The organism is Corynebacterium uropygiale, from assembly GCF_021568315.1.
GTDB classification, from domain to species: Bacteria; Actinomycetota; Actinomycetes; order Mycobacteriales; family Mycobacteriaceae; genus Corynebacterium; species Corynebacterium uropygiale.
This window is the reverse complement of the sequence record NZ_JAKGSI010000003.1, coordinates 42,281-65,835: the sequence shown is the minus strand read 5'-3', so window position 1 is coordinate 65,835 and position 23,555 is coordinate 42,281. Positions and strand designations below refer to the sequence as shown.

At 63.0% G+C, this 23,555-nt stretch carries 28 protein-coding genes and 1 tRNA gene; 10 read left to right on the top strand and 19 right to left on the bottom strand.

Translation table 11 applies throughout. The features are described from left to right. Positions 1 to 166 precede the first annotated feature (166 nt). The 5 genes from L1O03_RS06230 to L1O03_RS11675 all read right to left on the bottom strand — a co-directional run bounded on the left by L1O03_RS06230 (position 167) and on the right by L1O03_RS11675 (position 5,056). Entirely contained in the window at positions 167 to 445 is a 279-nt protein-coding gene (locus L1O03_RS06230) for a hypothetical protein (RefSeq protein ID WP_236118589.1), read from the bottom strand. A 1,855-nt stretch (positions 446 to 2,300) separates the two neighbouring features. Then, positions 2,301 to 2,864, bottom strand: coding sequence for a hypothetical protein (locus L1O03_RS06225; RefSeq protein WP_236118588.1), 564 nt, complete (start codon positions 2,862 to 2,864; stop codon positions 2,301 to 2,303). Positions 2,865 to 3,015: 151 nt separating this feature from the next. Next, a complete protein-coding gene (locus tag L1O03_RS06220) occupies positions 3,016 to 3,537 on the bottom strand; it encodes a phage antirepressor KilAC domain-containing protein (protein WP_236118587.1) in 522 nt (173 codons plus the stop codon). Between the two features lie 112 nt (positions 3,538 to 3,649). Continuing rightward, entirely contained in the window at positions 3,650 to 3,946 is a 297-nt protein-coding gene (locus L1O03_RS06215; protein WP_236118586.1) for a hypothetical protein, read from the bottom strand. Between the two features lie 741 nt (positions 3,947 to 4,687). Continuing rightward, positions 4,688 to 5,056 (bottom strand): VG15 protein, encoded by a 369-nt coding sequence (locus tag L1O03_RS11675; protein WP_476695960.1) that lies wholly within the window; start codon positions 5,054 to 5,056, stop codon positions 4,688 to 4,690. Between the two features lie 788 nt (positions 5,057 to 5,844). Here L1O03_RS11675 and L1O03_RS06210 point away from each other — a divergent pair. Beyond that, positions 5,845 to 6,162 (top strand): transcriptional regulator, encoded by a 318-nt coding sequence (locus L1O03_RS06210; protein WP_236118585.1) that lies wholly within the window; start codon positions 5,845 to 5,847, stop codon positions 6,160 to 6,162. A gap of 685 nt (positions 6,163 to 6,847) precedes the next feature. On the opposite strand, the gene L1O03_RS06205 is transcribed toward L1O03_RS06210, so the two are convergent. The 5 genes from L1O03_RS06205 to L1O03_RS06185 all read right to left on the bottom strand — a co-directional run bounded on the left by L1O03_RS06205 (position 6,848) and on the right by L1O03_RS06185 (position 11,123). Beyond that, positions 6,848 to 6,920, bottom strand: a tRNA-Ala gene (locus L1O03_RS06205). A 76-nt stretch (positions 6,921 to 6,996) separates the two neighbouring features. Then, complete coding sequence (gene sepX, locus L1O03_RS06200) at positions 6,997 to 8,151, bottom strand: divisome protein SepX/GlpR (protein WP_236118584.1); 1,155 nt, start codon at positions 8,149 to 8,151, stop codon at positions 6,997 to 6,999. Between the two features lie 93 nt (positions 8,152 to 8,244). Further along, positions 8,245 to 8,907: a GNAT family N-acetyltransferase gene (locus tag L1O03_RS06195; RefSeq protein ID WP_236118583.1), complete on the bottom strand. Its 663-nt coding sequence runs from the start codon at positions 8,905 to 8,907 to the stop codon at positions 8,245 to 8,247. Continuing rightward, positions 8,907 to 10,160, bottom strand: a complete 1,254-nt coding sequence (gene glp / locus L1O03_RS06190; RefSeq protein WP_236118582.1) for a molybdotransferase-like divisome protein Glp — start codon at positions 10,158 to 10,160, stop codon at positions 8,907 to 8,909. Before glp ends, L1O03_RS06195 begins: the two co-directional genes overlap by 1 nt. A gap of 36 nt (positions 10,161 to 10,196) precedes the next feature. Next, complete coding sequence (locus L1O03_RS06185; RefSeq protein ID WP_236118581.1) at positions 10,197 to 11,123, bottom strand: UTP--glucose-1-phosphate uridylyltransferase; 927 nt, start codon at positions 11,121 to 11,123, stop codon at positions 10,197 to 10,199. Positions 11,124 to 11,208: 85 nt separating this feature from the next. Here L1O03_RS06185 and L1O03_RS06180 point away from each other — a divergent pair, with 85 nt between their 5' ends. The 3 genes from L1O03_RS06180 (at position 11,209) to mscL (ending at position 13,084) form a co-directional block, all read left to right on the top strand. After that, positions 11,209 to 11,802 (top strand): 5-formyltetrahydrofolate cyclo-ligase, encoded by a 594-nt coding sequence (locus L1O03_RS06180; protein ID WP_236118580.1) that lies wholly within the window; start codon positions 11,209 to 11,211, stop codon positions 11,800 to 11,802. Positions 11,803 to 11,895: 93 nt separating this feature from the next. Further along, the gene (locus L1O03_RS06175; RefSeq protein ID WP_236118579.1) at positions 11,896 to 12,537 is read left to right on the top strand and encodes an SAF domain-containing protein; all 642 of its coding nucleotides are present in this window, start codon (positions 11,896 to 11,898) and stop codon (positions 12,535 to 12,537) included. Positions 12,538 to 12,562: 25 nt separating this feature from the next. Continuing rightward, positions 12,563 to 13,084: a large conductance mechanosensitive channel protein MscL gene (gene mscL, locus L1O03_RS06170; RefSeq protein WP_236118578.1), complete on the top strand. Its 522-nt coding sequence runs from the start codon at positions 12,563 to 12,565 to the stop codon at positions 13,082 to 13,084. On the opposite strand, the gene L1O03_RS06165 is transcribed toward mscL, so the two are convergent. From L1O03_RS06165 to L1O03_RS06135, 7 genes are all read right to left on the bottom strand, one after another. Then, positions 13,081 to 13,326, bottom strand: coding sequence for a hypothetical protein (locus L1O03_RS06165; RefSeq protein WP_236118577.1), 246 nt, complete (start codon positions 13,324 to 13,326; stop codon positions 13,081 to 13,083). The two genes, mscL and L1O03_RS06165, sit on opposite strands and share 4 nt — an antisense overlap. Positions 13,327 to 13,367: 41 nt before the next feature. Then, entirely contained in the window at positions 13,368 to 13,922 is a 555-nt protein-coding gene (locus tag L1O03_RS06160) for a MogA/MoaB family molybdenum cofactor biosynthesis protein (protein WP_236118576.1), read from the bottom strand. A 71-nt stretch (positions 13,923 to 13,993) separates the two neighbouring features. Beyond that, positions 13,994 to 15,202, bottom strand: a complete 1,209-nt coding sequence (locus L1O03_RS06155) for a S1C family serine protease (RefSeq protein ID WP_420830308.1) — start codon at positions 15,200 to 15,202, stop codon at positions 13,994 to 13,996. Between the two features lie 117 nt (positions 15,203 to 15,319). Next, the gene (locus L1O03_RS06150; RefSeq protein WP_236118575.1) at positions 15,320 to 16,753 is read right to left on the bottom strand and encodes a HAMP domain-containing sensor histidine kinase; all 1,434 of its coding nucleotides are present in this window, start codon (positions 16,751 to 16,753) and stop codon (positions 15,320 to 15,322) included. Positions 16,754 to 16,860: 107 nt separating this feature from the next. Beyond that, entirely contained in the window at positions 16,861 to 17,550 is a 690-nt protein-coding gene (locus L1O03_RS06145; RefSeq protein ID WP_236118574.1) for a response regulator transcription factor, read from the bottom strand. Positions 17,551 to 17,835: 285 nt separating this feature from the next. Next, the gene (gene rpmF / locus L1O03_RS06140; protein WP_236118573.1) at positions 17,836 to 18,009 is read right to left on the bottom strand and encodes a 50S ribosomal protein L32; all 174 of its coding nucleotides are present in this window, start codon (positions 18,007 to 18,009) and stop codon (positions 17,836 to 17,838) included. A gap of 21 nt (positions 18,010 to 18,030) precedes the next feature. Then, complete coding sequence (locus L1O03_RS06135; protein ID WP_236118572.1) at positions 18,031 to 18,300, bottom strand: type B 50S ribosomal protein L31; 270 nt, start codon at positions 18,298 to 18,300, stop codon at positions 18,031 to 18,033. Between the two features lie 484 nt (positions 18,301 to 18,784). Here L1O03_RS06135 and rpmB point away from each other — a divergent pair, with 484 nt between their 5' ends. From rpmB to L1O03_RS06105, 6 genes are all read left to right on the top strand, one after another. Beyond that, positions 18,785 to 19,021, top strand: a complete 237-nt coding sequence (gene rpmB, locus L1O03_RS06130; protein WP_236118571.1) for a 50S ribosomal protein L28 — start codon at positions 18,785 to 18,787, stop codon at positions 19,019 to 19,021. A gap of 2 nt (positions 19,022 to 19,023) precedes the next feature. Next, entirely contained in the window at positions 19,024 to 19,188 is a 165-nt protein-coding gene (gene rpmG / locus L1O03_RS06125; RefSeq protein WP_236118570.1) for a 50S ribosomal protein L33, read from the top strand. A gap of 4 nt (positions 19,189 to 19,192) precedes the next feature. Further along, positions 19,193 to 19,498 (top strand): 30S ribosomal protein S14, encoded by a 306-nt coding sequence (gene rpsN / locus L1O03_RS06120; RefSeq protein WP_236118569.1) that lies wholly within the window; start codon positions 19,193 to 19,195, stop codon positions 19,496 to 19,498. 12 nt (positions 19,499 to 19,510) lie between these two features. Then, on the top strand, positions 19,511 to 19,759 hold the full coding sequence (gene rpsR / locus L1O03_RS06115; RefSeq protein ID WP_236118568.1) for a 30S ribosomal protein S18: 249 nt from the start codon (positions 19,511 to 19,513) through the stop codon (positions 19,757 to 19,759). A 295-nt stretch (positions 19,760 to 20,054) separates the two neighbouring features. Continuing rightward, on the top strand, positions 20,055 to 20,945 hold the full coding sequence (locus tag L1O03_RS06110) for a putative nucleotidyltransferase substrate binding domain-containing protein (RefSeq protein WP_236118567.1): 891 nt from the start codon (positions 20,055 to 20,057) through the stop codon (positions 20,943 to 20,945). Positions 20,946 to 21,014: 69 nt separating this feature from the next. Then, complete coding sequence (locus tag L1O03_RS06105) at positions 21,015 to 21,683, top strand: TetR/AcrR family transcriptional regulator (RefSeq protein ID WP_236118566.1); 669 nt, start codon at positions 21,015 to 21,017, stop codon at positions 21,681 to 21,683. A gap of 36 nt (positions 21,684 to 21,719) precedes the next feature. Here the strand turns inward: L1O03_RS06105 and L1O03_RS06100 are convergent, their stop codons facing one another. Further along, positions 21,720 to 22,604: a serine hydrolase gene (locus tag L1O03_RS06100; protein ID WP_236118565.1), complete on the bottom strand. Its 885-nt coding sequence runs from the start codon at positions 22,602 to 22,604 to the stop codon at positions 21,720 to 21,722. An 88-nt stretch (positions 22,605 to 22,692) separates the two neighbouring features. Then, entirely contained in the window at positions 22,693 to 23,409 is a 717-nt protein-coding gene (locus L1O03_RS06095; protein ID WP_236118564.1) for a hypothetical protein, read from the bottom strand. Positions 23,410 to 23,555 lie beyond the last annotated feature (146 nt).

The window sequence follows — 23,555 nt, the reverse complement described above, 5'->3', positions numbered from 1 at the left end:
CCATCCGTGCGAGTCTTCTTGATCTGATCGAACGGGGACGCCCCCACATCGGCGGCGTGGTTGTACGACATGGTCTCATCACTCGAGACTAGGCTCCTTATCCAAGGCATAGAAAAAGCCCCGGGAAGTAAAACAACTTCCGAAGCAGGAACGACAGGCAGGATATCTACGGAGTCTTACTCCTTTCTCTCATCTCATCAAGGATTCGGCCGAAACCTTTCACATTACTAAATCGACCCTGCATACGATCAATAAACTCCACCGGCAAATCAATTTCGTAATAGTGACATAAAAGCATGGCCTCCAGCAATGAAGCATCTTCCTCTCCGCAATTGGCGGACCCCTGAACCATTTCTCGGTCATCCTCTGGGAGAAGGTGAGAAAAGCGTCGGTCGAACTCTTTCCAGAGCTTCGCATACGGATCATTGTCTTGATCGTAGATCATCGTTTTCTATCCTCTGTTCACTGGGACAAACCTCCGGTCCTTTTTCTCCGGAGGTGCTACGATCTCTAGCCTACCAGCAGAGCCTACCCGAACCACCCCGGGACCATACACCGGATACACCAAATTGAACTTCGCCTGCCCATTGATGACTACCCACTTAGCTTCTATGGCGACTCCATCCACCTTTTTCCGCACTCATTGTACCGGTATGTTTTCTCCTGCTGGTCTGTATTCATCTGGGTTCACGATCGTGTCCCGAACCGCGTCCACGATCTTCTGATCCGACCAATCCTCAGGCAACAGCATCGCACCCTCCCTGATTGTGCCGCGCCGATACCCTTGCCGGTCAGATCTCGAATGCACCCACGGCTACCACCACCCCCGTCCTCCACAGGAGGTGCAGGACATTGATTCGGCCCTACAACACACCAGGCCTGGCCATGCTCCCCTAAACCAGCAACTATTCATCCCACGGCGTAACCACCTTGGTTAGAGGTTGCGTCCTGCATTGTGGCCTTGTTGCGAGGTGTGGGTTGATGCCGCAGTAAACCGCGTTCGGTCTAATCGCCCTCGCTTCTAACTTGCACCGCGTCCTACAAAGTCTTCCCAAATTCGTAGCTCATTCGTCAGGTTTGTTCTCATTCGCGTAGCGTCTCCTACGTCTCTGCTCGTATTGGCTTCAATAGTCCGTCCCGGACTAACAGCCGCCTGGCTTATGATGTGCCCGAGAGGCGAAGCCCTTCGGAAGCACGCAGGGTCACCTTTACGCTATCCTCTAGTGGCCCTGCGGGGAGCAAGCATGAGATTGAGACCCTCGCAGATTTGGCGTACGATAACATTCAGCTACAATTACACGCTGACCGCGGACAACACGGTCACAAATGCTTTTCGCATCTACTCGTCGCTCATAGGAGAGGATCTAATGGACAACATGCTCATGCGTGATCTCGGAATTTATGGTTCCATTGCCATCGCCTTCCGACTACTAAAGTATCCCGCTTGGACCCTTATCGTCCCGATCCTCGGAGCTTGCTCCGCTATTCTGCGCTTCGCCTGGAGTCGATAGTGTTCAAAATCTTTGACGATGATGGCCGCGAGTTTTGGACGGCAACTCAGTGTGCAGCATGGTGTGAAGTTGGTAAAGGTACATGGTCAGCATATGTTTCCCGTGGCCAGGCCCCTAATGCTGCCGGCTACCTAGACGCCCGTACACCCGTTTGGCTCGCCAGTGACGTGATGTCTTGGCGGCCACGATAGATCCTTCTTCCAACCCACCACCCCGCTAATTCCTGCTTACACTGCCGGTAAGGCCGAGTTTTACAGATGAGGCGCGTGACGACAGCGTTCGCCACCTTCCGCTAGGGATGGTGTGCCGGGCGTGCCGCCGAGATTGTGGATTATTCACCCAGGCTGGACCATTTACCCAGGTCTTCAGGAACATGCGTTCTGCTGCTCCTTTACTAGATAGGTTTCCTCGGGATGAGCCCAGTGTTCTCATTCTTGTCAAAGGGGATGAGTGCCGACACGTTGATCCGGATGGTAGAAGCTGAAGGCATCCGAGCCGTGACCGAGCCGTTGGCCGAAGTACGCGGTCGATCGCGGCCTCTAAACACCGATCAAACTACACGCTCTTGCCGCTTGCACCACAACGAGAGACCGCCGTGGACACATCGAAGGTGAACCACCGCTTGAACTCCAAAGTCACTGGGCGCTTCGAAACGAAACCGTATATATACAGGCCAAGCACGTTAACGACACTCGTCGGCTAACTACCGAAGGGAATCTGCGCTGGACGTACACCCTTTTCATCTTCTTCGAGCCGCCGCACAACGCTTGTCATCAGGTTGTAATAGTTTTACCCGATCGTCTTCGCGTCGGCGCCCACCGAGTAACTCCCCGTCGCGTCGATGAACGTGTCATAGGACTCGGCCTTCGGCTCAAGCTCCTTGTTCTTCGCTTCCAACGCCAAGCGCTCTTCCTCCGCGTTCAACGCGATCTGGAGGATCTCCGCCCGCGTCAACTGAGTCGGATCAAACACCGGGGCTGTCTCCGCCTCCCGGGTGCGCACCGCAAAGTACGCCTGCGCGGCGGCGATCTCAGGCTTCCTCGGGTCCCCATTCATCGCAACGAGGTACGCCGCGAAGCGAGCCAACTCGTAGTCCTTCTGCGGACGCCCCATGGTCTTTTTACTGACGCCAGTAAAAAGCCTGCTCACATCACAGTTCTGGGCCTCAGCAGCGATCATCGCCCGCTCGATCGACCCATGGAAGTTCTGCCACTTGTCCCCATACCCGAGCATCGGCATCAGATCCCGGGCAGACCAGAACTCGCTGCCATCCAGACGAGTCTGCTTCGCTTGATCGAACGGGGACGCCCCCGCATCAGCAGCGTGGTTGTACGACATGATCTCATCACTCATGACAAGCCTCCTTTTCCAAGGCATAGAAAAAGCCCCGGGAAGTATGAGAGCTTCCAAGGGCACAAAACAACAATATGAACAACAAAGAGAACCGTCACCGGCCTCCTCAGCGAGTTTTACCTATTACGACGCAGCAAACGAGCGTCTTTACTTAAGCGATACGGTTATTCCCTACCTCCTTAAGCGCCCGGCCGGATAGGAACCACTCAACGAAAAACACCTGCCCCTTCCCGGTAACCTTCACTGTCTTATTCGTCGTAGTATGCCCGTCCGGATGAGCCGCAGTATTCTCCGTGACGTCCAACAGGCCGCGATCCATTGCTTTCTTCGTCGGCATGTTCCACTCAGGCCCTGGGCGGTCATGAAGGTAGCCCGCCTGACGCAGAACGCTGAACACCTTCTCCTGAGAAATCATCATACTGTTACCCCGCAGAATCTTCGCCAGCTCTCCCACGAGGATGCACGATCCTGCTGCACACACCGCGTTAACGAAAAACAACATCGGCTGGATAGCCTCAATCTCTTTCCGATACCTCTCGGCTTCCTTCTCTGCCCACCGCCTCGCCTTCACGGCATCCTCGAGGCGACGCATGGCCGACTCGTAGTCCTTCGGAGGATCCTCTTCCACGACAGGCTTCGTATAGCCATCGTGCAGCTCGGAGACAGTACACATTCCACAACACCTTCCTTGCGGTATAGAAAAATCCCCAGGAAGAATAATTACCTCCAGGGGATATTCACACGATGTAAAGCATCTCCTACTTACGGAAGGAATGCCTTAACATTTAATAGTAACGCACTTCGGGAGCCTCAGTACAGACTTCCCAACACGGGGATAGCCCTATCCATTGCTCCAAAACTTCACCCGTCTTCTTATTCACCATAGGTGTTGGCGTTCCAGGCGGGGAAAGCCATTCTTCCTGGCCATGGGTGCATTCCTTAGAACCCACTCGGGCCTGAAAGTACTCATCTGACTCGTGGCCAATTGGATGCACATAAGGAGTTCCGGGAATGATGCCGTCGCGCTTGCGCTGCCAGGCGATTTCCCAGAAAATCTTCAATGCTTGTTCCTTCGTAATCATCGCCTGCCCCTTCCCTTATGGTCTCGCTTCGAATGACATGATGACATCTTCCGTCTTCGATGATAGCGGACGGGCACCATCTAGCCGGGCAAGAACTACGTCCTAAGCGCCAAGGTCAGATCGATGATCAGCTTCGCATCTAAGCTATAGATCGTAGTGAATCACTATTCCTGCGTCTTTCCGCCACATCCACACACGACGACCATCGGCACGGGTTACGTAGCCCGATACGATTCCCCACCATCCGTCAGGGAGCTTGTCCAGCTCCTCCATTAGTCGCTCTCTGCTCGTCACAACCGGATGTAATGGCTTACCGTCTTTCTCCTACCTCGACAAGGACTGAAGGAGTGAGGCCCGGGCGCACACGAATCATATTGTTAAGCATACTGGTAGATATCAAGCCATTCATATTCATCGCAATACAATCAATGGTGCGAACGCAATTTTACCGAACCTCGATCCCGCACATTTTCGCGAAGCCTTCCTCAATTTTTTTGGGCGACAATATCCTGGAATAATCATCCATCGAGCGGACTAACAACGTATGCAAGCAACACTGTGATTTCCCAGCAGAGCTGAAAGTACTGACAGGCTCACCGAGAACACATTGCCGCCTGACTATGAGTTTCCTCAACGTAGGAGCCCTAGCATTGTTCCAATGTTTCTACTCGCAAGCGGTTTTACCGACCGTATATGGCCTATAGTGCCTCGCTATTTCATACCCGCACGATCCGGATACATTTATGTGACGGAATTAATCCACACGTTCAAACCCGATAACTGGCGAAGCTGCCCGTTAACCGGCGGCAAGCGGTCAAACGCCGGATCCCCTTTCCCGTCCACCCGCACCTCGATGCCTAGACACCGGCAATGAACGTGGTACTTATGCAGGCTTGATGTATGCAGCACGGTGTCCTTGGTGTACACCGCCCCACGAGAAGCCAGCATGAGGCAAAACGGGCACGCCCCAGGCTCAGGGATCCTCGCATAGCCCGTCCCATCCCGCTTCGTGGTTTCGTAGACGTCGAATCGGCCGGTTTTTCCAATCGCCGCGACGAGGGCTTCGGCCAAGTGGTCTTCGGAAAAGTGAGACGCTAAGCCATCTTGCATTGGGTGGCCGCTTCGTCATGACGCTTGCTGATCACGATTCATCGAGGATGAGGTACCTAGAATATCGTCGGCACCAGCCTTTCTGGTCGGGATAGACGGTGCTTCGTTACGGCCAGTAGAGCAGGTTCATCCGCTGCGCCACACCTTGCCGGTACGCATGGACACCCCGACGGGTTGGGTGCTACGGGCGCAATCCAGCCTCAGGCGATTAGACCGGCGTCATTGGATTGTCGAGCGGACAGCGCTACCCCTCGGGTCCGGTATAGCGCACGCTCCCGTCAACCATGCTATGACAACCATCGAGCACTCCTTCCGTACAAGGAGTGCTTGATGCTACCTAGAACCTAAGGGTTTGGTGGGCATGGGTAGTGGTTTTCGGTGCGTTGAGTTCGCCGAACGCGTGCTTGTGTTCTCAGACATTAGCGCGAGGTGGGGTGGGAATTGATATCTCCGCATAGTCGGGGCATGGCGATAAACACACCCCCTCCGTCCACAAGACTTGACTTGTTCTATCTACTTGGGTTGCAATATGTGTGTGACGAAAAGGAAAGTCCTGCTCCAGGAGATCCGCCAGTTCGCATCACAACACGATCTGGAACTGGCAATCCGGGAAACCACACATCACGCCGTGGTTATCATGGGTAGCCGCCGCTCGGTTGTCCCCCGGCGCACAGAAATAAACGAAACCACAGCACAGGCCATCCGCAATCAATTCGGAATGAGGTAGATAGGTAATGCGAACAGTGACGGCGTTCGCCTCTCTTTGTGAGGGGTGGTGGGCAGTGCGTGTGCCTGAAATTGACGGATTATTCACGCAGGCTAAGCGGTTAGACCAGATCCCTGAGATAGTGCGCGATGCCGCTCATCTGTTAGAGGGGACTCCCGGGGATGAGCTCGACGTTCAGGTGCGGGTCGATGAAGGCCAGTTCCCTAATGTTGATGAGGCTGTGGCGCGCCGTAAGGAAGCTGAACGAATGCGTGCTGAGGCTACTCGGTTAGCTCGCGAGTGCGCGGTGGATCTTTCTGCCCAGGGCATGTCGTTTAGAGATATTGGGCAGTTGCTGGGTGTGTCTTACCAGTATGCGCAGAAACTAGCGCGCTCGTAAGTGGGTGTTAGCTGAGCGATTGGGCCACAACCTTGGGGCCCTCCGCTCGGCGCTGCACCGTGCACGGTGCGGTTCCCCACTGTGGGGAAGCTTGTAGTGCGTTGGACCCCGTGGGGTGTACGTGCTGGGGTCCGGCGTGGAGTGGCCGCGCTGGCCACTTGGATCTTGCCTGACTTGAGGCTGACCACATCTACCCCAGTGATCCTCCCCACACATTCTGAGGCGTAGGAATCTATGGTGTTGTTTGAGGCTAGCGAGATACCCCCCCATGAATCCGCTACTGTCAGTGCCTCGACACGGACCTTAGCCTTAGCCGCCTCATCCCTCACAGTAGGTGGGGTCCACTCATCACGGTCAATAAGGTGGGAATAGTTCTCTAGCCACGTTTCCGCCTGTGATTTACGGGAAAACACTCGACTGTAGGAACTTCCCCTATAGGTGTACCGGGCCCGCCACTTCCCCGAGAGCAGTTGGGAGGCCCCTCCCTTGACTCACACTGTGATCGTTTCCCTCTTCCGGGTTGCCATCCGGCATGCCTTTCATGACAAATCTCGTGACAAGATTCAGCATTTCCACGTCAGCTCAGTCCCCTTGAGTCTTTTAGCGGGCTACCATAACCAGTGCCTCTACCAGGGGAGATAACAGTAAATCCCCCGGCTACAGGACCGGGGGAAATACCATCACGTGGAGCTAAGGGGAATCGAACCCCTGACCTTCGCATTGCGAACGCGACGCTCTACCAACTGAGCTATAGCCCCTTGCGGTGCACCGCCTAATGTTACTCCCTCCCGTGTGATTTCAAAAATCGGCTGGTCAGAGGGAGTGAATCGGGCTCTAGCCGGCGATGCGCCCATCGTGGACGCGCAGACGCGGACGCTCCGTGTGCTCGTCGGGTTCGGCGGGAAGGACGTCCTCCGCGTAGACGGTGTCCAGGTGGACAAAGTCCGGGCTTTCGTCGTCGGCCTCGAGGACCACGGCACCCGGTCGGCGCAGCTGTCGCGGCAGGGGGAGCTCCTCCTCCGGGTGGCGGACGCCCAGGCGGGCGCGGCGCAGCTGCCGGATACGGCGGGCGCGGAGGGCTTCCTCGGCGCGAACCTGCTTGCGCAGCGCCACGAGGTACAGCGCTGCGAGGGCGACGACGAGAGCCGGCGCCACCCACACCCAGCCGCCCCACACAAAGCCGGCGACGAGCGTGAGCACCGTCAGCACACCGAGCGCAATGAGCGTGCGCTGGCGGCGCTGGTAGCGGGATGCGGAGAGCTTCTCGGAGGCCTCCGGGTCCCAGCCGCCACGGCGAGCGCGGCGCTGGGCGAACTCTCGCTCCTCGGCGGTGAGGGCGGTGGGTTCGTCGGCCTCGTTCTCCACGAGCTCCGAGACGCTCTCCGGGGTATCATCCGCCACGAGCTCGAGGGGCGCGTCGGCGGCAGCGCGGGGATCCAGCAGGTCCCCGGGGGAGGTGTAGGCGTCGTCGAAGGAGTAGGTGTCGGTGTCAGTGTCCTCGGACGCCTCCTCCGGCTCACCGGCCTCCTCAGAGCCAGTGTCCGCCTCCGCGGCAGAGTCCGCCTCAGCGGGTGCGGGCTCGAGGGCGCGCACCTCGTCGCCGTCGACGATCTCGATCTCCTCCGGCTCCTCTGCCCGCTCCTGGCCCCCGCGGCCGAAAGCGCGGGAGAACATGGAGCCCCAGCGGGAGCCTTCCTGCGGCTCCTCGATGAGGACGTCTTCGCTCTCGACGACCTCGAGGTCCTCGTCCTTCTCCTCCGAGGGGACGCGCACGTCCGCCGAGCTCACGCGGGGTGTGCGCCGGGTGGTGTTGAGCTCTCCGGAGCCTCCCTCGTAGAGCACGCGCGTGTCATCGAAGGCCTCCCCCGCCTTCCGGATTGGCTTCTGGCCCCGCAGCAGCAGGGGCGCCAACACGAAAAGCCAGACCACGATTACTAAGACGATAGCAATGCCACCGGGCATGGAATGTCCGCCTTCCTCACCGGTCAATCTGGACAGTTTGTCCCGTTGATCATAGGACGTCACTCCAGTCACAGGGTCGCGGCGCGCCGCGGGAGGGCGTCGGAAAATGCATCGGAGGATTCAGCGCAGTCGGCCGGACTCGCGGAGCCGACGGACGCACGTCCCCGGGAAGTCCTCCCGGTTGAGCGCCACAAAGTGGTGATCGCGCCACTGCCCATCAATGTGCAGATTGGCGTGGAGGAAGCCCTCGGTCCGGAATCCGCACGCCTCAAGGACCTTCCCCGATGCCACATTGTTCGGCAGGTACGTGGCCGTCACGCGGTGCAGGCCCACGCGGTACAGGGCGTGATCGGTTCCCAGCGCGCAGGCGGCCGTCGCGATCCCCCGATGGTGATAGCGCGAAAACACCCAGTAGCCGATCCAACAGTCGGACGTCGCGCCGTGTTGGATGTTTCCCAGCGTGGTCTGGCCGGCAAAGTGGCCGTCGACCTCAATAACCAGCGGAAGAACCATACCCTTGCGCGCCGCCGTACGCAGCGAGAAGAACATGGTCCACCACGCCCCAGGCGAGTGCGCCTCCTCCCAGCCCTGGGGCGCTGTGGTCTCGACGGGGCGCAGGTGCGGTTCATCGAGGAGTCGCTGCTCGATCCACTCCCTTTTGTCGCTGGCGCGCAGGGGTCTCAGCCGCACGCGGCCGCCATCCAGGAGACGGACAGCCGGCGTGGCGAGGGGCCAACCGGGGTGCGTGGGGGCCTCGCGCCCGTTGCTGAGCGGCAGAAACATTAGCTACTTTGCGCGAGGAAGAGCACGTCCACCACGTCCCCGGGGCGCACTTCCGTGGCATCCTCCGGGATCCGGATCATGGCGTTGGCCTCAGACAGCCCGGCGAGGAGGTGGGCCGGAGCGCCCGTCGCCCCGCCGAGGCCCTCCACGAGGTAGTCCTGCGTCTCAGCGTCGCGCATGAGGCGGGCGCGGACGAAGCCTCGGCGCCCAGCGCGCGAACGCACGTGATTGAGGGCCCGCGCCCGCACGACGCGGCGGTTCGCGTTGCGCTTGCCCAGGCAGAGCCGGATGAGCGGGCGCACGAAGACCTCAAAGACCACGAGCGCAGACACCGGGTTGGAGGGCAGCAGGAAAACCGGCACCTCGTTGTCGCCGAGGACCCCGAAGCCCTGGATCGAGCCCGGGTGCATGGCCACACGGGTGGTGTCCACGCCGCCCAAGTCCTTGAGGATCCGGCGCAGCTCCTCGCCCCCGGCGCCGCCAACGGCCCCAGAAATCACAATGATCTCGTTGCGCATGAGCTGGGCCTCGATGATGTCCCGCAGCCGGCGAGGCTCCCCCACCGCGATGCCATAGCGGTGGACATCCGCGCCCGCTTCCCTCCCCGCTGCGGCGAGGGAATAGGAGTTCACGTCATAGACCTGCCCCAGACCAGGGTCACGGTCAATATCGACGAGCTCGCGCCCCAGAGAAATCACCGAGAGCCGCGGCTTCGGGTAGACGAGGACCTTCGAATGCCCCACCGCAGCCAGCAGGCCAATCTGCGCTGGCCCCAGGACGGCGCCCGCGCTGACGGCAATGTCGCCGGGCTGGATGTCGGCCCCCTGCCGTCGAACAAAGTCTCCCGAGCGGACCGGGCGCTCCGCCACGACTCGCTTGCGGCCGCGATCGCTCCACTCGAGGGGAAGGACGGCGTCGGCGAGCGTCGGCAGCGGCGCCCCAGTGTGGACGCGCACCGCTTGTTTCGGCTGGAGTCGCAGCGGGCGCTGGGACCCGGCCATGACCTCACCCACCACGGGGAGGGAGGCCTCCGGCGCAGCGGCGACTCGCCCGAGGCCCCGTTCCCCACCGACGTCGACGGCGCGCACCGCATAGCCATCCACCACAGCCTGGGCAAATCCGGGCAGCGGCTCCGTGGCCTGGACTTCTTCGGCGCACATGAGGCCAAGGGCATCGGCGATCGCGATGCGCACAGGCTCCGGAGTGACGGCGGCGTCGGTCACGCGAGCGAGTTGATCTTCCACGGAACGCACGACTGGCCTCACTTCTCCCTTCCCACGAGGTCTGTCTTAGTCTTGAGAATCCTCGACCTCATGCTCAGCCAAAATCCGATGCAACGTGCGCCGCAGGTGCGGGCCATACGTAGGATGGCTCAGCCCGAAATCCACACAGGCAGGAATATACCCGCCGGGATTCCCGAGGTCATGCCGCTTCCCCTCATGGATCACAATGTGGACCGGGTGTCCCTCCGTGATGAGAAGCTCAATCGCGTCCGTCAGCTGCAGCTCCCCGCCCTTACCGGGTGTGATCCGCCGCAGCGCGTCAAAGATGGCGCGATCCAGTAGGTAGCGGCCCGTCGCGACAAACGTCGACGGCGCCTCCTCCGCCTCGGGCTTCTCCACCATGCCGCGCACGCGGCGCACATCGGCGGGGCAGCCCTCCTCCGGCTCCTCGACGTCGAAGACTCCGTAATTGCTCACCTCATCCTCGGGGACCTCGAAGGCGCAGAGCACCGAGCCGCCGTACTGCGCGCGCACCTCGGCCATCCGCTCCATGACCCCTACCGGCAGCACGAGGTCATCGGGAAGCATGACGCCAAAGAACTCTTCGTCATCCTCCAGCGCCCCCTCCGCGAGGCCGACGGCATGCCCGAGCCCTAGGGGCTCGTCCTGCTCAATAGCGACGGGACGAATGAGCTCAGCGGCATGGCGCACCTTGTTGAGCTGCTCCGTGCGGCCGCGTTCCTCCAACGTGTGCTCGAGCTCCGGGAAGTTGCGGAAATACTCCATGATCTCCTGCTTCCGCGGAGCGGTAATCACCGCGAGGCGCTGAGCCCCCGCCTGCGCCGCCTCCTCCGCGATGAGCTCAATCCCGGGCGTATCCACCACGGGGAGAAGCTCTTTGGGCACCGTCTTCGTCGCCGGAAGGAAACGCGTTCCCATCCCGGCCGCGGGGACCACTACGGTCCGCACGCCATTGCTCCCTGCCTGAGTCATGCACAATAGCCTACCTGCCGCCCTCGGCGTGACCCCGAAGACATGGCGGGGTGGTTTCGGGACATGCGCCACTATTCTGGGCGGCATGGTCACCGCAGAGGAGAAACACCGCCGCCGCTCCCAGTACCGCACCGAGCGAGCAGCCCTCGCCCACGACGACGAGCACCTGCGCCACCTCAACGCGCAGCTTCTCACCCACATCCGCCAGGTTCTCGACGCCACGTCCCCCACATCCATTGCCGCCTACTGTCCCCTCCCCGGAGAACCCGGCGGCCCGGACCTCGTCGAAAATCTCCACCGCACCGTGCCGACGGTGTGGCTCCCCATCTCCCTCCCCGGTGGCGTCCTCAACTGGACGGCTTATCAGGGCGCGGACGCCATGCGGCCGGGCGCCCTGGGGATCAGCGAACCCGCCGGCCCGCGCGAGCCCACCCGCAGGCTCCTCGACTGCCCCCTCATCCTCATCCCCGCCCTGGCCTGCCACCCCTCCGGCGTGCGTATGGGCCAGGGGGCCGGCTACTATGACCGCGCCCTCGCTGAGCTGCGGCGTCACCCGAATCCCCCGAAGGTCATCGCCCTCCTCCACCCCGGAGAGATCCGCGAGGACGTCCCCATCGAGCCGCACGATCAGCCCGTTGACCTCATCCTCACCGCCGAGGGGCCCGTGAGCCCGCGCTGAGTGGGCGGCGCTGGCGGCGTCGCTTCCGGCGTCGCTTCCGGCGCCTTTCCGACGGCGGGGAACCACTCCTGGTCCCGCCCGGTCCAACCTCGTGTGCCGTCCTCACCTTTCACCCAGCGCTCCGCCCGGTGGTGGAACACCCCCGGCTGGCGCCGCAGCATGATCATCCGCCGGGGCCTCGCCACGCTGCTCTGCATCCTCGCCGCGCTCGGTGTGGCCGCGAGTCTCCGCCACCGGGATCCCGAGGTCCTCGTCCTCACCCGCGATGTTCCCGCCGGGACCGCCCTGCAGGACACCGACCTCACCCTCGCCCCGCGGGCCCTCAGTTCCCAGCCCGCCGGGGCTTTGGGGCCGGAGGAGCGAGAGAAGGCCAGCGGGTCCATCCTCGCAGCAGAGGGACGCGCCGGCCAGGTCCTCCACCACGGGCACCTCGTGGGGCCTGAGCTCATCAATTCGCTTCATCCCGGCGGAACGATGGTGCCGCTGCGGCTCGCCGACCCGGAGCTCTCCCCGCTGCTGGTTCCGGGGGACACGGTGAGCGTCGTGACGGCGAAAGAAGACGAGGCCACACCAGAGGTCGTGGCAGAAGGGGCTCGTGTAGTGACCGTACCGGGTGGGGAGGAATCAGCGAGCATTCTCCTCGCCCTCGACGAGGTCCAGGCGCAGGCCGTCGCCGCCGCGGCGCTTCGCTCCCCGCTGGCGGTGGTGGTGACTGGGGCGAGAGCCCGGGGCTAGAAACCCGAGGCTAGAATGCGGGCACATGCTCCAAGGTTTCAAAGAATTCATTCTTCGCGGCAATGTCGTTGAGCTCGCTGTGGCGGTGGTCATTGGCTCGGCCTTCACGGCGATCGTCACCGCGGTGACGAATAATCTCATCAATCCGCTCATCGCCTCCGTGGGCGGGGCGGAGGTGCCCGGATTTGGTATTCAGATCATCCCGAGCAACCCCAACACCTTCATTAACTTTGGCGCCGTCATCACCGCAGTGCTCAACTTCCTCATCATCTCCGCGGTGGTGTACTTCATCCTTATTGTGCCGATGAACAAGCTCTCCGAGCTGCAAAAGCGGCGCCACGGCATCAAGGAGAAGAAGGAGGAAGAGGACTCGGCCTCCCTGGAAGCGCACCTTCTTGAAGAGATCCGCGACCTGCTCCTCGAGCAGAAACGCGCAACCCTCAGCGCTACGCCTCACGTGGCGGAGGGAGTCGCCGCCCTCTCCCCCGAGAGCACAATCGGACAGCCCGGGCACAAGGCAGACGGCTCCTCCGCTCCCTCCCACTAGCCCCCATAGTGCGGGGGCCGCTCCTCACGCCACTGTTCTTCGCGGCTGAGACCGTCCGACGGGTCCTCATCCTCGAGGAACACCTGGCGTCCCTCGTCTGCTGCCCCGCCCTCGCTGTGGAAGGCACGGGTGGGGCGGTCAGCGGAGCGATCATAATCCGATGCCGAGCTTCGTCGCTGGGCACGGCGACGCTGACGCCGCTGCGGCTGATCCTTCGGCTGGTCTTCGTCCTGCTCGCTCATTCTGGTGCGTGCTTCTTTCTGCCTCTGGCTGAGAGTTCTTCTTAGAGCTGTTCCACCACATAGTGGATGAGCGGGGCGCTCGCCGCGAGGCTGCAGCGCACCGCCGCGCGGCTTCCCGCGACGTTGACCACCACGGTCGAGCCCGAGATCCCGGCGACCCCGCGGGAGGTCATCGCGTCGAGGGCCTGGGCCCCCAAGCCTGCCCTCCGCATGGCCTCGGCGATGCCGGGGATATCGCGATCAATGACGCTCCTCGTCGCCTCCGGAGCCACATCGCGCGGCCCAACACCCGTTCCCCCGATGGTGAGGACCACGTCCACTCCCCCGACGACGGCCGTCTCGATCGCCTCGCGAATACGTCCTTCCTCGGACTCCACCTGTACCACGCCCCCGACCAGGAAGTTCTCCTCCGCCAGCACGTCCGCGATGAGGCGCTCGAGGCCGGGGTCCCCCGCATCGGGGTGATCGTTGATGAGGACGACGAGAGCCCGCCGACGTGCCGGCGCTCCCCCCTCCTGCTCATCAGCGAGGAGGTCCGCAACATCAGGCTCAGTCACGTCCAACAGGTCATCGTGATGCGAGGGGGCGTGGTCCATAAGGCGGTCCTTCGTACTGAGTGATGGGGCTCGGCGCCCACCTCCAGGCGGGCGCCGCTGTGCTCCATAACTTACTCGCTCGAGAGCGTTGCCTCCACCGTTCTCTCGTTATTTCCCTGGGAGTCGGTGACAGTCAGCTGGACGGTCTCCCCGAACTCGTGGGAGCGCACCGCCGCGATGAGCGAATCCGCAGAGTCGATGCGCCGATCCCCCAGCTTGGTGACGACGTCACCGGGCTTCAGCCCCGCCTTGTCTGCCGCACCGCCGGGAATCACATCCCGGATGAGCGCACCATTACCCTCCTGGTTGAAGAGGACCGTGGCCTCCAGCTTCGGCTGCTCAGCTTTCCCGGTGTTCACCAGCTGATCGGCCACGCGCTTCGCAAAGTTCGAGGGAATCGCAAAGCCCAGGCCGATCGAGCCGGCCTCCTCACCGCTGCCCTGGGACAGGGAGGCGATCATGGAGTTCATGCCCACGAGGTGGCCCTGCATATCGACGAGCGGCCCGCCGGAGTTCCCCGGGTTGATCGCCGCATCCGTCTGGACCGCGTCAATGAGCGAGGACTCTCCCCCCTCCTGCGAGGCCCGGACAGGCCTGTTCATTGCGGAGACGATGCCCGAGGTAACCGTCGAGCTCAAACCCAGCGGCGCGCCGACGGCCACCACCTGCTGCCCCACGGAGAGTGTCGTCGAGTCACCAAACTGCAGCGTGGGCAAATCGGAGACGTTCCGGATTTTGATGACGGCGATGTCCGTGGCGGCATCGGAGGCCACGAAGTCGGCCCGGTGCGTCGAGCCATCGTTGAGCGTCACCTGGAGCCCGCTGCGCTCCCCCGGCGCGGCCACGTGGTGGTTCGTGAGAACGAGCCCGTCCGAGGAGATGATCGAGCCCGAGCCCTCAGCCTGCGGGGTGCGGATGCTCACCACCGCGGGGAGCACCGCCTGAGCGACGTTCTCCACGGATCCAGGCTGATCCACCTGGTTGACGGTCTGGGCGCTCGGCTGCTCGAGGGAGTTGGACACGTTGGTGGAGGAATCCTGCATGGCCGACACCGTCACACCCACGACGGAGCCGGTGACGATGGATCCCACCAGCATGAGCGCCAACGCGGTGCCCAGGCCCACCTTCTTCCGCTCCCGGCGCGGCTCGGGCTGCCCTGCCGCCATCAGGCCTGCTGTCTGCCCATCACTCATGTCCGGCTGCCCGGGGTAGGGATAGCCCGGCTGGGTTCCCCCCATGCTCCACCGCGGATCTGGTGTCTGTCCATTCATGTCGCTCATGGTGTTCTAGTGTGGCTCCTCTATCTGCACTCACTCTGCACCCTCACTGACGATCCTCCGGACACTTCCTGTGCGTTTTCTGGATGCCCGTGCGGGTGTTCCTCCGACAGCGTGCGGCTAGTCGGACTTCCTCTTTAGCCAGCGCTCGGCGAAAGCCTTGCGGCGCTGCGCGCCGTCCTCGGGCGGAGGCGCCGGGGTCTCGTGGGGATCCGCGGCCCCCGACGTCTCCTCCCACGGATGTCCTGGCAAGGTTACCCGCATGAGCGCGCCGCCGCTAGGCGCCTCATCCGCAACGATCGAACCGCCGTGCCGCTCAATGACCTGCCGCACGATGGCAAGTCCCAGACCAGAGCCCGGCATCGAACGCGACTCCGCCGAGCGATAGAAGCGTTCAAAGACCCGCTCCCGATCCTCCGGCGGGATGCCCGGACCCTCATCAGCAATGGTGATTCCGACGGTCCGCTCGTCGACCTGCGTCATCCTGATGCGCACCGTGCCCTCAGCCGGCGACCACTTGGCCGCATTGTCCATGAGGTTAAGCATCGCGCGGCCCAGCGCGAAGCCGTCCCCGCGCACGATCCACGGGATGATCTGCGCGTCAAAGTGGACGTCGGGGCGCCGCCGCTGGACGCGCTCCAGGGAGGTGTCCATGACCTCGGCCATGTCCTCGTCCATGTCCATCTGCTGCGGGGCGTCCTCCCGCGCGAGGTCCACGAGGTCCCCGACGAGCGTCGAGAGCTCCTCCATCTGGGCGAGCACATCGCGCTCGAGCGCCTCCCTCTCCTCCGGCGGAATGCTCGCCGGGGAGTCCGAACGGTTCACCATCATGAGCAGCTCAATATTGGTGCGCATGGAGGTGAGCGGGGTTTTGAGCTCATGGCCGGCGTCGGCCACGAGCTGCGTCTGCCTCGTGCGGGAGCGCTGCAGGGCCTCCATCATGTCGTTGAAGCTGTGGGTGAGAAGCGCCAGCTCATCGTGCCCGGAGACCTCGATGGGCTTGAGTTTGTCCGTCCGAGTCACGTACTCCACCGCGCGCTGGAGCCGCGCCAGCGGTCTCAGTCCGGCGTTCGCGATGATCATCCCCACCCCGATCGCGACGAGCACGCCGAGCGCAGAAATCGCAATGAGCACGACGGCCAGCGAGCTCACGATCTGCTGGGTGCTCGTCATCTCCCGCGCAAGGACCACCCGCGCCCCGTACTCATTACTCTTCACGAGCACGCGCTCGCGCCCCACCGTCTCGATCGACGTCGTGGCCCCATTCTCCTCCTGCCCCTTCTTCAGCGAGCGGAAGATGATGGGATCACCCACGGACACCGTCCAGCCGGGCGGCGAGATCGTGACGCGCGTGTCCGGGTTGTAATTCCGGAACTGCTGGACCTCATCTCCCAGCCGCGCCACGAACAGCGGGTCCATCGTCTTCTGGAGGAGGGAGTCCGCGCGGTCATCAAGGTCCCGGTCTACCGTCGTCGACAACGATGTGTACACGGTAATGAATGCCACGAGCGTCATCAGGATGACGGAGATGGCCACCATCGTCGCCGACAGCATCGAGAGACGCCAGCGCAGAGAGGCTCTCGACGCCCACCGCACCGAAGGATGAACGGCAGAAGGCCCCTCAGCCGACGGTTGAGGGACCCGAAGAGTTTTCCGCAGGATCACAGAGCGTTCTCCCGCAGGACATAGCCAACGCCGCGGACCGTGTGGATGAGGCGCGGCTCATTATCTGCCTCGGTCTTTCGGCGCAGATAGCCGATGTACACCTCCAGTGCGTTGCCGGAGGTCGGGAAGTCATAACCCCAGACCTCCTCCAGCAGCGTCGAGCGGGGAAGCACGCGGCGCGGGTTCTGCATGAGGAGCTCAAGGAGCGTGAACTCCGTGCGCGTGAGGCTAATGGCCCGCTCACCGCGGAAGACGTCCCGCGTCTCGGGGTTGAGGCGCAGATCCTCGAAGACGAGCTCTTCCTTATTGTTGGACACGGAATCCGCCGCGGCCCGACGCAGAAGAGAGCGGACGCGAGCCAGAAGCTCCTCCAGGGCGAAAGGCTTGGGGAGATAATCATCCGCGCCGGCGTCAAGACCCGCCACCCGCTCGGAGACCCCGTCCTTCGCGGTGAGGATAAGAATGGGGCGGTCATAGCCGGTACTGCGCAACGTGCGGCATACCTCGAGCCCGTCCATCTTCGGCATCATGACGTCGAGAATGATGAGATCGGGCTGCTGCTGAGAGATCACCTTGAGCGCTTCCACGCCGTCTTCGGCAAGCTCAACCTCATAGCCGTTGAAGCTCAGAGAGCGGCGCAGCGATTCGCGGACTGCTTGTTCATCATCGACAACCAAAACCTTCATGCACTCTATTATGCGCTATCGCAATGAAGACTCTCTGGCTGCTATATAGATGGACACTGTGAATCCTGCGGATCCTCGAGCTTCGAGCTGCACAAATACCGCCGAGCTTCGGAGAAAGCGCCTCCCCCACGGGGGCGGCAGCCGTCTCTCACGCTCCCCCGCGCACTTCGCGTCTCCGAGGGCTGCGGGGCCACAAGAAATACAAGTAAAGACAACACCCCGCCCCGGATGCATCCGGGGCGGGGTGCTCAGTAAGCGCGAAGCCGAGGGCTTCCGCTCGGAGCCTTAGAACTGCTCCACGTCGACGAGGCCGAGCTTGGCGGCCTTCACCAGACGGCGCGGGATGCGCACGGTCTGGCCGTCCACCTTCACTTCCTGGAGGGCGACATTGTCAGCCTTCCACTGGGAGCGACGGGTGCGGGTGTTCGCACGGGACATACGGCGCTTCGGAACTGCCATGGTTTCTCTCCCTCCTGGACCTTAAGAGTTCTTCTTCTTACGGCGGGCCATACCACCGAAACGACGCTGGAACTTCTCGACGCGACCAGCGGTGTCCATGACACGCTGCGCACCGGTCCAGAACGGGTGAGACTCGCTGGTGACGTCGGCGACGATCAGCGGGTACTCATTGCCATCTTCCCACTCGATGGTACGAGCGGAGGTGACAGTCGAACGGGTCAGGAACTTGTGGCCCGTGCTGGCATCCTGGAAAACCACCGGGTGGTAATCCGGGTGAATGTCCTTCTTCATACAGTCTCGATTCCCTCAGGGTTGAACTTCAGGTCGCTTCCCGGCGCATCACCAACGCCGGAATCGTGCCTGAGTTGGGTTCGTGATGTTTAGTGGTGATAGGTCTGCCGCCGCGGCCTCACAGGGACTGCGTCCTCCCTACCCGCCCCGGGCGCTCCTGGCAGAGCTTCCTTAGGCGCGCAGGGCTGGATGCCCGCGTTGGCAACTCGAACCACAGTACAGCATGGCGGAAAGAAAAGGAAATCCACGGAATCCCAGGCAGGACCCCCTGGGCGACCCCCATCGAGGAACCGCCCTGCTCAGGGAATTAGGTAGTCCGCCGCATTTCTAGTATGATTCCCTCTTGCTGTTGTCGAAAATATTCGTTTTCGCCCCGTCAGCTGGCACTGGCTGCGCCCCGACCTGCAGCGATGCAGAGAATCTGTACTCGCGATCGGTGCGGCGCGCCGTGAGTTGAACGTGGGCGGCTAGGAGAAGGAAGTCCATGTCGGCTATTTGCCAGGTTACGGGACGCAAGCCGGGATTCGGCAAGTCTGTCTCGCACTCGCACCGCCGTACGTCGCGCCGTTGGAACCCCAACATTCAGCGCCGTCGGTTCTACGTGCCCTCCCTGGGGCGCACCGTCACCCTGAACGTTTCGACGAAGGGCCTGAAGATCATCGACCGCGATGGCATTGAAGCTGTCGTTGCTCGTATCAAGGCTCGTGGGGAGAAGATCTAACTATGGCTCGCAATGACGTCCGCCCGATCATCAAGCTGAAGTCCACTGCGGGTACCGGGTACACCTATGTGACCCGCAAGAACAAGCGCAACACCCCCGACCGCATCACGCTGAAGAAGTACGATCCGGTCGCCCGCAAGCACGTCGAATTCCGCGAGGAGCGATAAGAGTATGGCGAAGAAGTCCAAGATCGCCAAGAACGAGCAGCGTAAGGAAATCGTCGCCCGCTACGCGGAGCGCCGTAACGAGCTCAAGGCCATCATCAAGAACCCGAACAGCACGGACGACGAGCGCCTCGACGCCCAGTTCGAGCTCAACCGTCAGCCGCGCGACGCCTCCCCCGTGCGCGTCCGCAACCGTGACTCCCACGATGGTCGCCCGCGCGGCTACCTGCGGAAGTTCGGTCTGTCCCGTGTTCGTATGCGCGAGATGGCTCACCGCGGTGAGCTTCCGGGTGTTCGCAAGTCCAGCTGGTAAGGGAGTAAATTCATGAAGCGCAACAATCACCGTAAGGCGCGGATGGAGCAGTCCCACCGCCCGAAGAAGAACCCCCTCAAGGCTGAGGGTATTGAGAAGGTGGACTACAAGGACATCAAGACCCTTCGTCTGTTCATCTCCGATCGTCACAAGATCCGTTCTCGTCGCGTCACCGGCCTGACCCCGAAGCAGCAGCGCGAGGTCGCTACCGCCGTGAAGAACGCGCGCGAAATGGCTCTCCTGCCGTTCACTACCCGCTAAGACGGGATCACAACAGCGCCCTTTTGCCGCTGTAGTTGGTGACACGGTAAAAGCTCTCTAAACCCACCCATCCGCCCCGCGGAGGGTGGGTTTATGCATATCCGCACACCGTGTGGCGCAGCCGATCCCGCAGGCGTTCTGGCAGGCGTTCAGGCACCCCACCCCGCTGTTTTCCGCACCCCGTTTCTCGCATTATGATAAAGGGCTAGTGCCCACATCCCGATGCGCCTGGATGAGTGCATCGGGACCTCAGTGGGCAACGAGGACGGCCGGGTAGAAAGGGTGTTCATAACTGATGGCGTCGTCAGCTTCCTCTCCGTGGCAGGAGTTCCACCCCTCGCTGCGCGACTTGGCGGATCTTGCCCCGCGATGCCACGACGTGCCCACCGCGCGCGGCGTGCTCGCGGAATCCCATGAGCTCTTCCGCAACGCTATCGCTCACGAGGAGGACCCCTTCCTCCTCACCGCGTGGTACTCGCACGTCGTCCGGGAGGCGCTCCTCTCCCCCGCCGTGCAGCATGCCGGGGGCTGGACCTCCAGCTCTCATCCCGTGCTCACCGGCGCCGTGGGCCGGGGCGAAGCTCTCCCCGACTCCCCCATCGAGTGGCTCTGGTGGGAAGAAGGCACCCTCCGCCCCGATGAGACGGACACGCTGTCTGGCCTTCTCGAGGAAGCCGGCCTGCCCTATCGGGAGTCGACGCTCACCCCGCGGACGATCATCGATGTCAGCGAGGAGGACCTCGGCACCCCCGTGCACCCGCTGAGCGATGAGCAGCGCATCTCCCTTCTCCGCCACGCGGTAGAGCACACACCGCCGGCCGTGCACGCCGCGGATGGCGGCCTGCCGGATCTCAGTGCCTCCCTCCACATTCGAGATCATCTCCTCGTGCCCATCGTGCACGTGGCTCAGTGGGCGACGGCCACCACCCCCGGTAGCGAGCACACGACGCTTCACCGCCTCGAGGTGGCCCGCGATGCCGGAGCCCTCACCGACGCCGAGCAATCAGCGCTCAGCCAGGGCTTCCGCTCCGGCGTCCGGCTGCAGCTGCAGCGCTGGTCAGATCGGGTGTACGACAGCGATGTGTCCGTCGCGGACCTTCCGGCCCTCCAGCGCTCCGAGTACGGGGCGGCCGCGCGCGAGGTTGCCCAGGCGCTCCACGCCTTGTCATCCCGCATTCTGGGATAACCCCCTCGCGCGAGCACATCCGATAGCGCTAAAATAAAAATATTTCGGCCGACCGATAGGAGAGCATTCGTGGCAGGTGCAGTGGGACGACCCCGCAAGAACAGCCCTCGTCGCCGCGGGCGCAATGCCCGTGAGGAGATCCTCGACGCTGCCTCGGAGCTCTTCACCACGCAGGGTTTCGCGACGACCTCAACGCACCAGATCGCCGACGCCGTCGGCATCCGCCAGGCCTCGCTCTACTACCACTTCCCCTCCAAGACGGAAATCTTCCTCACCCTGCTGAAATCCACCATTGAGCCGTCGGTGAAGCTGGCTGAGGCTCTCGGAGAGTCGGAGGTGACCGCGCCCCAGCGGCTGTGGTCCCTCGTGGCAGCGGAATCGAGCCTTCTTCTGGCCTCCCGGTGGAATGTCGGGCGCCTCTACCAGCTGCCTGTTGCCCACTCCACCGAGTTCGCGGAGTATCACCAGCAGCGCGCTGAGCTCGAGGGGATCTTCCAAGAGCTCGCAGCAGACATCGTCGGCGCTGAAGACCCGCGCACGCAGCTTCCCTTCCACATCGCCATGTCCGTCATCGAAATGAGGAAGAACGACGGCACCGCCCCCTGGCCGGATTTCAGCACCGAGCTACCCGAGACGGCGCGGATGCTGGCGGATGCGGCGCTGGCCGTCCTCCATGCCCCCTTGCCAGAGGACCGCGTCGAGCGCACCCTCCAGCTCCTCCAGGAGGATGCGAACTAGACCCTCCCTGCGCGGGAGGCGCCGCTCCTCTGCCCCCTAGGCGCAGCCGTTCGCGATAGGCGTGGCCTGGGCAAGCAGTGGCTTGAGCTCCGACGCCAGCGCGGTGAGCGCCTGCTGGGCAGTGCCATAATCCCCGGCCTCAGGGCGCACCCACAGCGCGATGGCTACCCGCCCGCCGTCGGCCTGCACGGTGCCGAGCTGCCTGGCCTCGTAGCCGCCGTCGGGGGTGGGGCCCCACCCGCCCTTGAACGCCGCATCCGGCAGGGTTCCGAGGCCATAGGACTGATCGCCGGCGACATTCTTCATGTGGCCCAGCACGGACTCAGCCCCCGCCAGACACGAGAGGCGGGCTGCGAAGCGCGCCTCCTCCGCCGGGCTGAGGAGGGTCTGCCCGAAGCTGCTGAAGCCCGGGCGCACCACCTGGCTTTGCACCGTGGCGTTCACGCCGCCCTCGCTGAGAACCTGCGCGACGGCCTGCGCGGCGCTCGCCGGATCCCCGAGGGAGGCCCATAGCTGTTCGGCCGAGGCATTATCCGATTGGGTAATCGCCGCGCTCACGGCGGAGGCCTGCTGGGGGTCGTTGCGCAGCGCCACGATCGCGAGCGGCACCTTGCTCGTAGACCAGGCGGGGACGGCCTCGGTGCTGCCGCCCGTCGTCTCCTGTGTGCCATCGGAGATCGCGATCCCGATCTCCCCGGGGTACTGGGCCTGGACTCGCTGGACGACGCTCTCCAGGTCCAGCGGCGCGCTCTCGGAGGCAGTGTCCGGGGCCGGGGTGTCGCCGTCGAGCGTCGGCGAGGGAAGCGACGCGGTCTCGGAGGCCGAAGCGGCGGAGTCCTTCGGCATCGTGCCGGGAACGGTGCAGCTTGTCAGGGCGGCGGCCGTCAGGCTCAGGGCAATAAGGGTTCCACACTTCTTCACGGTGTACAGAGTGTAGTGGCCGCACCTAGGGGTGTGTCGACTTTCCCAGGTCAGCGGAGCGGATTCGGGGGTGGCTAGGGCGACGGGTCTACGAGATGTAGACCACCGCGTTGTCACCGCCGCGGCAGGTGACGAAGGCACCGTTATCCTTGCAGGTCATCCGATACGTCCGGCCGGTGACGGGGCTGCCGACGTCGAGGACGGCGTCATACTCGTGCGTGTCGAGGAAGTGCCGCGCATAGGCGTCGCGGACGGCCTCGGCGAAGGGTTGGGAGGTGACCGAGCTGCCGACGTACACATTGTTGAAGTTCCCGGCCGGGTCGTTATTCATGGCGGAGTCATTGGCAGGCTGGGCGGCGGGCGGAAGGCTCGGCCGAGGCGGGCGCCCCGCGGGGGCGTGCTGACTCGCGCTCTGGGCCTGGCTCGAGGCGCTTGTGGTCTGGCTGGCCGCCGCACTGTCCTGACCTGAGCGCTCGAACACAAAATAATAGGCGCCAAAGCCCAGGAGGAGGGCCAGGAGGATGACGACCAGCACGACCAGAAGGATGATGAGCCCGGTGTTTTTCTTTGCTGGCGCTGGGCCAGGCTGCGGCGTGCCCCAGGGCTGCTGGGGCATCGGATTCTGGTACTGCGGCTGCTGGGGACCCCCGTACACCGGCTGCTGATAATAGCCCTGCACCTCGGGGCCCTGGGGGTAATTCTGCTGCTGGTACTGGGGTGGGAACTGCTGGACGGGGACCCCGTTGTCCGTCGATGACTGATCGTTATCCCCCGGGGAGCTCGGGCCCGGCCAATTCTGCGTCATGGGATCCACCCTCGTCGGTGCTCAGAGCCGGCCAGGCCGGCACGAAGTTCTTGTCTAGCCTTTCACCTGGCATAGTATCGGACTTTGCCCCGCTACTCCGCCCAGTGGGAGGCAATGGGGAATCAGTGGGGAGGCCGCTCCCCCGA